The sequence below is a fragment of the Sandaracinobacteroides sayramensis genome (assembly GCF_022014495.1).
GTDB classification, from domain to species: Bacteria; Pseudomonadota; Alphaproteobacteria; order Sphingomonadales; family Sphingomonadaceae; genus Sandaracinobacteroides; species Sandaracinobacteroides sayramense.
Genome location: NZ_JAKLSQ010000018.1, coordinates 130,079 through 138,435, shown reverse-complemented (window position 1 = coordinate 138,435; position 8,357 = coordinate 130,079). Strand labels below are relative to the sequence as shown.

The following is an 8,357-nucleotide window of genomic DNA, read 5'->3' as shown; positions in this document are numbered from 1 at the left end:
TCACTCGTCTCCATCTGACGAGCTAACTTACCAATGGCATGATTTCTGGGGAGCAGGTCAGGGGGTAGATAGTGTCAGGGAAACGACCGCCGCGAGCCGGGAACAGTCCCACTATAGCCCGAATCATACCATCACCCCCCACGAAAAATGTGGGAAAGCTTGTGGTATCAGCCTCCAATATCTTCTAAATTATCGTGCAAATTCAACACAATATACCACTTGACTGGTGACCCTGTTTGTTGACGTTTCGAACTTTTTCAAGGTTCCAAGTGTCGAATCTAGAAAAATAGTCGAACGCTACCGAGCCGCGTTTTTGAACGCAGCCTAATTTCAACCGGCATGCCTCCAGCTTGGCCCAGGTTAATTTCGTAGCACCAGGTACAAAGGGTTCATCACTCGCATACGAGCGTGTAGCGCCTTTGGACCCAAGTTCAATTTCACCTGTTTCGTGCTTTGGTATGCAATCATGCCGATCGACCGTGATGCCGGCAACACGCCCAGCGACTGGCGGGCTGGCGACGATCAAAATCGACCTAAGCCGAGATAAGTCTATCCGAGCGTGACATGCAAGGCAGCCAGGCACAACATTGCCGCTTCAGGTCGATTTTGTTGCATTTTGCAGTGTGAGCTGATCAGCATCTTCGATACAACCCGCTCACACAGGTTCATCGGCAAAGACTTCGCTATCCCTGCTGCCTTCCAGCACAATGATTCACATCTCAACCCGCTTGGGAATCCCCAACGAGTCAGACAAACGTCATTCCACTCTAGGTGCCAATTTTGTTACTCTTGCTCGTCAGCTATCAGGAGGTGAAGCAGGGACGGGTTGACGAACAGGCGTTCGCGCCCGGCCTTCCGCTCTTCCAGAAGGCCGATCGATGCCAATGCCTTGAGATTGGCCGAGGCGGTCTGGCGTTTGGCGAGGCCAGCCTCGACGACATTCCCGATACGGCAATAGGGCTGGGAAAATATGAGTTCCGCTAACTCACGGTTGTAAATGCGAGGCGCCTTGGTCCGCATAGTCTGGGCGGTTTCGTCGAGGAGGACGCGGATTGCCCGGATTTTGGCGCTGGTCCAGGTGGCCGTTTCGGCTACGGCATCGATCATGAACAGCAGCCACGGCTCCCATTTGCCGTGGGCGGTCACGTCAAACAGTAGCCGGTAATAATCGCTCTTGCGGCGGATGATCGCGCGGCTGAGATAGAGGACCGGCAGATCAAGCAGGCCGTGGCTCACGAGGAAGAGCAGATTCAGGACGCGCCCGGTCCTGCCGTTGCCGTCGGTGAACGGATGGATCGCCTCAAACTGGTAATGCTGGACGGCCAGCGCTACCAGAGGGTCTACACTACCATGGTCGTGGATGTATCGTTCCCAGTTACCGAGCAGGTCGCGCAGCAGCGGCTCGCCTTGCGGCGGCGTGTAGATCACCTCGCCCGTGCGGTCGTTGGCGAGCGCCGTTCCCGGTGTCCGCCGCACATCCATATCGGTCCCCTTGATCGTGCAACAGATCTCCACTGCCGTCCGGGTCGACAGGGGCCGATCAGCGAGGCTGGCGAATCCGTTCGCCAGGGCGGTGCGATATCGCAGGGTCTCCTTGGTTGCCGGATCGATACCGCTATCCGTTGGCGTACCCGCGAATTGGAAGAGTCTGTCGCCCGTGGTCACGATGTTCTCGATTTCCGAGCTGGCTTGCGCTTCGAGCAGCGGGATCGAGTTGATGAGGATGCTCTGGTTCGGAATTACGGCCCCGATGGCTTTCAGGTCCGCGAGGGCCGCCCGGGCGGAAATGCAGGCTTTCAGTACGGCAGCCGATTCCAGCAAGGCGTTTGGGGGCAGGGACGGTAGTGCGTTATAGGGTGTCGTAGCGTCGAATGTCATATGTCGATGTTTAGGGGAATATTCGACACGTTCAATCGATATGTCGATCGCTTCGACATATCGGTTCTTACCGTTTGGCGGCGAGCGCGGGAGGCCTGTTCATCGACGCATAGCGCCACGGCGCCGGAGGGTGGGATTGATGGGGCTAGGCGACATGGTTCTCGAAGCTCGATTGCCGGGAAACGTGTTTTCCAGCTTGATGCACGAAAGTGGCGCGAACGTAGTCATTATCTTGGAGGGGTTGGCGAAGGGTCGGTCCAGCTGGGCTGAGTAGTGTCAGGAACGTCCCTGAAGACACCCGAATGAAAGAAACTGCGCGCCCATCTGAAATTTTGGTGGCGTCCAAATGAAATCCGCCGACTGCCTCGATGGCGCCATATGGCTGTGACCCGCCGCCATGTTTCCAGCACAAGCCGTTCGCGCCAACATAGCCTCGCGTCGAGTTCCCATTTCTGCTTTTGGGTGCGCCCCTCCCGTCCGGGGGAGAGTAACAGGGAGTGAACAGCGTTGGCGCGACCAAGAAGTGCAGGAAACCGGTATGGAAAGAACTAGGCAAAATCGCAGGGATCAGGCCCCCGCAAGGCGGTGCTCTACGCCCGGGTCTCCACGAGGGACCAGCAGCGGGAAGGCTATTCGATCCCCGCGCAGGTCAAGCTGCTGGAAGACTATGCCGCCCTCCATGGGCTGACCATCGCCAGCAGCCATATCGACGTTGAGACAGCCCGGAAGGTGGGGCGGACAGCGTTCGGGGAGATGCTGCGTTATCTCCGCCGCAACCCCGGCATCCGCATTCTGCTCGTCGAGAAGACCGACCGGCTCTACCGGAACATCAAGGACTGGGCGATCGTCGACGATCTCGGCATCGAAGTGCATTTCGTGAAAGAGAATTTTGTCCTCTCCGACGACTGCCGATCCTCGGAGAAATTCATGCACGGCATCAAGGTGTTGATGGCGAAGAGCTATATCGACAATCTCTCCGAGGAAGCCACCAAGGGGATGGTCGAGAAGGCGCGGCAAGGGCTGTGGCCGTCCTATGCGCCGATCGGCTATGCCAATGTCCTTGATCCTGGGGGTCGCAAGGTCGTGATCGTCGATCCCGAAGTCGGTCCCCGAATCTCGCTTCTGTTCGAATGGTTCGCCACCGGACGCTTTACCTTGACCTCGCTGACGAGGAAGGCCCGCCTGGCAGGCTTGCGGGGAAGGCGGGGCAAGGGTCCCGTTTGCAGGGGAACGGTCCACCGGCTCTTGCGTAACCGCTTCTACACCGGATCGTTCGACTGGATGGGCGAGACCTATGCCGGTTTCCATGAGCCGCTGGTATCGACGGAGCTTTGGGAAGCGGTGCAGAATATCATGGACGGCAGGGCATCGTCCAATGTCCGCGCGGAACCGCATGTGTTCCCGTTTACTGGCCTGATCACATGCGGGCATTGCGGATGTGCCGTCGTCGCCGAGATCAAGAAGGGCCGGTATATCTATTATCATTGCAGTGGTTATCACGGGAAATGCCCCGAGCGTTATCTGCGTCAGGAGGCGCTTGAGGAGCGGTTGGTCCAGGTGCTACGCCAGCTTGAATGCAGCGACGATGAGTTCGACGCCGTTCGACAGTGCATCCGGGTGAGCGCACCCGAAAGTGAGCAGGATGAGGGAGCAGGTCCGTTTCGAAGGAAAGGCCAGCTTGGCGGAGCGCCGGGTGCGCTGGCACGGGACGGGATCAAGCTGCTCGATATGGGGCGCAGCGCCTGGCGGAACCTGCCTGCACTGCCGTCGGAGGCCAAGCGCGAAATGCTGGGCTTGCTGCTGTCGCAATGCACATGGGCCAATCAGCAACTGAGCGTGACATTCCAGCGGCCTTTCGAGCTTATGATCCAGCGGTTGAGCGAAATAAGGCAACCCGATGCCGCGGATCGATCAGCGCCCGGTGTCGGCGCTCTCCAAAATCTCTTCGAGGATCCCTCATCAGAGACGCGGAGGCTGATCGCTCGGTACAATGCCATGCTCAGCCTCGATATGGAGAGGGGCCATGGGCACGGTCTCTGGGAGGAGGTGTTTGAGGCGGCCTGAGTTCCAGACTACTTGCGGTGCTGGGAAGCGAGCCATACCGCCCAGCATCGCGGGGGTAGTTAACAAATTTGTCAGTATTTCCATATCAGGCACAGGGAGTGGCTCATGAAGCAAGCTTCACTCGGAACTCGTCAAGATGCTCTCGAAGCGGTAACGGCCCTCTTCCAGCAGAAGATTGGTCAGCCAGCATAGCAACTCTGCGCGAACTTGGGGTCTTGCTACAGCGTTCGGAACTTGACGCCGAAAGGCTTGTGCGTGCTGTCGTGTCAGTCGCCGAGAATATGCGGCCCGCGCGCATGATGATCGGAAAAGGCATCGGCGATGTGCTTCCCGAACCGGTTGCGATTGCTCGGCTCGACAAGCTGACGGTCACGGATGAGATCGACGAGTGGGCGGCTTCTGACCTGCTCGGAGCGGGAGATATAACTGCACGTCTCGGAGTGTCCCGGACATCGCTCGACAACTGGCGTCGCGCGCACAGGATTTTTGCATTTCGCAAAGGCGTCCGAAACTATGTCTACCCATTGCGGCAATTCGAGCAGAGAGCGCCGATCGCAGGTCTGGATAAAGTGCGGGCGCATTTCGACCATGATGAAACCGCATGGGAATGGGTGGTGACGCCTAACCGCTTCACGGGCGGCATCGAACCAGTCGAATGGCTCCGCAAGGGCAGGATTGATGACGTGGTGCGCGCGGCGGAAGGCGCGTCAGACTATCAATAAAATGCTCTCCGGCGCATTCAAGAACCCGGGGGGAGCGTGGAGCACTCCACATAGCGCAACGTTGCTCGGACTCTATGCGCCAAGTTTAGTGAGTTGCCGCCTTTTCCCTTCTTTCCGCGATTAAATGTAGTGGTAGCTATGTTGGATGATCCGGTTAGTCCGCTCTCAGGCAGGTGAAGCGTGAAGCGGACGTTCGGCCTAGCGGCGATCTCGCCGCAGCTTGGTGGGATTGCTGGCGGCATGCTCCATCAGAACTCTATTCAGAATCTGAACTCGCTCTATTGTTGCTCAATGGGAATGGGGTTCTTTCGATTCTGCTGGGGGTGCGTGAAGCGCGCTTTCGCTGGCTGGTTTAAGCGCGTCGAGGGCTTGGTAAGTTCGGTATCGCTCCTCATTGGCGTCGGACTCCTCTTCTGGCATCCGCCGGCGTCGATCGAGAAGGCTGTGTCCTCGGTGCCGAACATCCTGTTCCTCGGGCTGTTTCCAGCGATCATCCTGATCCGGCTGATCCAAGCCCCTTATTGGCTGCTGCGAGACGAGCGTGCGGCGCGTGCGGCGATCGAGAAGCTGAGACAGCCGGCGCTGCGGCTGGTGCTGCCCGAGCCGCCGGTGATCCAGTCGATCAGCCTGAAAGGAACGACGTCAGAATCACTGAGCGGCAAGCGCCAGACCGTAGTCACAGGATGGAAGATGGATGTCGTCGCGCTTCACTGCACCAATGATGGCGAGACGGCCGCGCGCGGATGCCGCGCGCGCCTGCTGGAGATGATTAGGACAACACCCGAGGGCGACAGCGCGCTTCGTATCGTCGGCACCCTCGAGATTCCATGGAGCAAGGAGGATCCGGAGGGCAGCCTCAGCATCGACATCGCGCCCGCCCAGCAGCAGCGCATCTGGATCGGCGGAGTGCGTTTCGGAGGTCAGACCTGGCTGTTCCGCGACCGGAAGCGATTGCCGATCGAGTATCAGCAGCTGCTCGGAGAGGCGGGAACCTACCGGCTGCTGATCCAGCTCGATGGCGACAACATTCCACCCCAGCAGATCCAGCTCGAGATCGTCGCGGGCTCGGCTCCGGAGCCGGTGGGTGGTGGCATCATTCACGGGTCCGCCGAGGTCCGGGTGCTCGCGCGAGGCGCGCCACGGATCGAGGAATAGGCACCGGCTATGCGTCTCGATGTTCGGCTACGCCCCACCCGGTTCGTCTATCTCGCTGCGCCTGATGACATGGAGGCGGTCCAGCGTGTCTTCGAGACGAACACGTGCCTCTGGGGAGGCAAGTATAATCCGATCGTGCCGATGCTCTCCTCCGTGCCCGGATGGTGGGACCGGCATGGCACCCGCGAAACCGCCGAGCAGATCGTCAACGGCTATCTCGATTATTTCGAGCCGGACATACTCGTCGAGACGAGGCCGGGCCAGGCTGCTGCGCTGGGATTCCACAAGGACCGCGTTATCGCGATCGACGATATGCAGCCGAAATTCGGGCGCCTCGATGCAGCCTATATCAGCGCCTGCGGGCTGCAGATGTTTTCACTCTATCGCGATCTCTATCGCTCCGAGTTCCAGTTCAGCCGCCGCGAGCCCGAAAAGATCGTCCGATTCCTCAGCAAGGACCCTAGCCTGGATGCATTGGCGGCGTGCATCTTCGGGGCATTCCCAGCCAAGGGCATGCTGCACGAGCTTGAGGGCATCTTCGACCAGGTCTTCACGCCCGAGGTACTTCGGCTCAGCCCGGCCAACGCCGGCGAGATATTTGAGAACAACTGGCTCAACCCGCTCCATCTCACGCATTTCAAGCTGGAGGTGCGATATTCGAGGCACATCGACCCGCGCCTATTCGTCCTCGACGGAACGAGCCCCGCCGACCTGATCGACTATTGGAACCTGCGCGCCAGCGTCGCTCCGGTCGTTCCCATCCCCTTGCAGCTGGTCAAGGAGCTGTCGGGCTTCGCGCGAAAGTTCGTGATCGAGAATTTTCGTCCCATCCCCGGCAACCAGTTTGGCACGAAGATCCGGCCGAGCGTTATGTTCGGGCGCTCGATCCCCGAGGAGTCGATCGAGGCGATCTTCCAGGAGCATTTGCGGGTTGAGGTGGAGGGCGCGAACTGCGTCCAGCCCTGGTATCCCCCGATCTGGCGGCCCGCGCCGGAGAGCATGGTCAGCCCCACGCGGCCCGTCATCACGGCGAAGGAAGCGACGCGGGACGCGCCGGCGACCGGAGACAGGCCGGGCATTCGCTTCGACGGCCTCGAGCCCGACTTCGATGCGCTGGTGGGCGGACGGGCTCGATGGGTGAATGTGGTTCGCATCGACGGAAATCGGTGGGACAACGATTTCGCCACGGTCTATCCCGACGACTATCGCGATCCGAAGATACCAACATTTGGCGGCGGCCGCGGGCGCGTCTTGCCGACGAGCGAGGGATATGTCGTCCTCGCGGATTACTCGACCCAGCGACACTATTGGTCGCTGGAAAGCCATCCATCCGCGATCGGAACCTGGCTTGCCGATCGCGGTATCAAGACGACGCTTTCCGGATCTGGCCGCGCGACGCAGCAGATCATCGAGACCCTTGGCGGATTTCCGTGGGTGTCGGCTCTCGCCAGCGAGGCGGTGGTGAAGCTGCTGAACGACATCAGCCGGCGGCCAGTCAACAAGAGCATGGAGCACCATCGGTTCCGCAACCGCATCAAGGATGCGGTGAAGGACAAGCTCTGGAACCGCGGCGCCTTCAAGGTGCTGGTCGAGAAGAACGCGGTCGAGCTCGGGCTCGAGGTGAGCTGCGATAAATGCGGAAGCTGGAGCTGGTATGCGCTCGCGGAGCTGGACGCCGAGCTGAAATGCCATCTTTGCCTCAAGCGCTATAGCTTCCCCGCGATCAATCCGACGGACCGAGATCGGGCAAATTGGGCGTACCGGCTGATCGGCCCTTTCGCGCAGCCCAACTATGCCCAGGGCGGCTATGCCGCCGCCCTATCGATGCGCTTCTTCGCGGAGGTGCTGAGCGGCGTCACGGAATCGCGCATAACCTGGTGCGCCGGTCAGGAATTGACCCTGTCCAGTAAGCAAACGGTCGAGGCCGATTTCATCCTCTGGTACCGGCGCCAAGAGCTGCTCGGCTCACCCCATTCGACGCAGCTCGTCTTCGGAGAGGCGAAGAGCTTCGGGAAGGACGCCTTCACCGCCGAGGACGTTTCCCGGATGAAGCAGCTGGCGATCGCGTTCCCCGGTGCCGCGCTGGTGTTCGCGACGATGCGGCAGCCCTCGGACCTCACCAAGGAGGAGATAGCTCGGCTGAGCGAGCTGGCGCGATGGGGCCGGCACTACGAGGACGCGCGGTCGGAATCCCGGGCGCCGGTCATCATCCTCACTGGAATCGAACTGTTCGCCGATCACAATCTTTCGCAGAGCTGGAGCGCGCGCGGCGGCCGTCATGCTGAAATTATCGCACCAGCCTATGTACGCCCGGATAATCTGCGGGAACTCGCCGACATGACCCAGCAGCTCTATCTTGGATTGGAGTCACATCACGATGTGATACTGCGGAACTTCAAACGGGAATAAGTATAATTGACCGCGCTATAGCTCAATTTCCGCATTGGCGATCGCCTGAACGGCCCATAAACTGCCGAATTGATTCGGCATAGGCTGCCCGTCGGCAACGCGCCTCAAGAGGCGGTCGTTCATTCAGCC

The 8,357-nt window shown here is 59.8% G+C and carries 5 protein-coding genes and 1 pseudogene; 5 read left to right on the top strand and 1 reads right to left on the bottom strand.

The features are described from left to right. Positions 1-223, top strand: a pseudogene (locus tag L6Q21_RS13560) (hypothetical protein); the annotation flags it as partial. A 560-nt stretch (positions 224-783) separates the two neighbouring features. Here L6Q21_RS13560 and fic read toward each other — a convergent pair. After that, positions 784-1,878, bottom strand: coding sequence for a protein adenylyltransferase Fic (fic, locus tag L6Q21_RS13555; protein WP_237831300.1), 1,095 nt, complete (start codon positions 1,876-1,878; stop codon positions 784-786). A 585-nt stretch (positions 1,879-2,463) separates the two neighbouring features. Between fic and L6Q21_RS13550 the strand changes: the two genes are divergently transcribed. The 4 genes from L6Q21_RS13550 to L6Q21_RS13535 all read left to right on the top strand — a co-directional run bounded on the left by L6Q21_RS13550 (position 2,464) and on the right by L6Q21_RS13535 (position 8,228). After that, positions 2,464-3,942 (top strand): recombinase family protein, encoded by a 1,479-nt coding sequence (locus tag L6Q21_RS13550; protein ID WP_237831299.1) that lies wholly within the window; start codon positions 2,464-2,466, stop codon positions 3,940-3,942. Between the two features lie 296 nt (positions 3,943-4,238). Then, positions 4,239-4,664 (top strand): antitoxin Xre/MbcA/ParS-like domain-containing protein, encoded by a 426-nt coding sequence (locus L6Q21_RS13545; protein WP_237831298.1) that lies wholly within the window; start codon positions 4,239-4,241, stop codon positions 4,662-4,664. A gap of 180 nt (positions 4,665-4,844) precedes the next feature. Then, the gene (locus L6Q21_RS13540; RefSeq protein WP_237831297.1) at positions 4,845-5,819 is read left to right on the top strand and encodes a hypothetical protein; all 975 of its coding nucleotides are present in this window, start codon (positions 4,845-4,847) and stop codon (positions 5,817-5,819) included. 312 nt (positions 5,820-6,131) lie between these two features. Beyond that, positions 6,132-8,228: a hypothetical protein gene (locus L6Q21_RS13535; RefSeq protein ID WP_237831296.1), complete on the top strand. Its 2,097-nt coding sequence runs from the start codon at positions 6,132-6,134 to the stop codon at positions 8,226-8,228. Positions 8,229-8,357: the final 129 nt, after the last annotated feature.

What these genes read in the sequence shown, in the direction of transcription:
- fic (WP_237831300.1), bottom strand. Translation starts at nt 1,878, where the DNA reads ATGACATTCGACGCTACGACACCCTATAACGCACTACCGTCCCTGCCC.
- L6Q21_RS13545 (WP_237831298.1), top strand. Translation starts at nt 4,239, where the DNA reads ATGATGATCGGAAAAGGCATCGGCGATGTGCTTCCCGAACCGGTTGCG.
- L6Q21_RS13535 (WP_237831296.1), top strand. Translation starts at nt 6,132, where the DNA reads ATGCAGCCGAAATTCGGGCGCCTCGATGCAGCCTATATCAGCGCCTGC.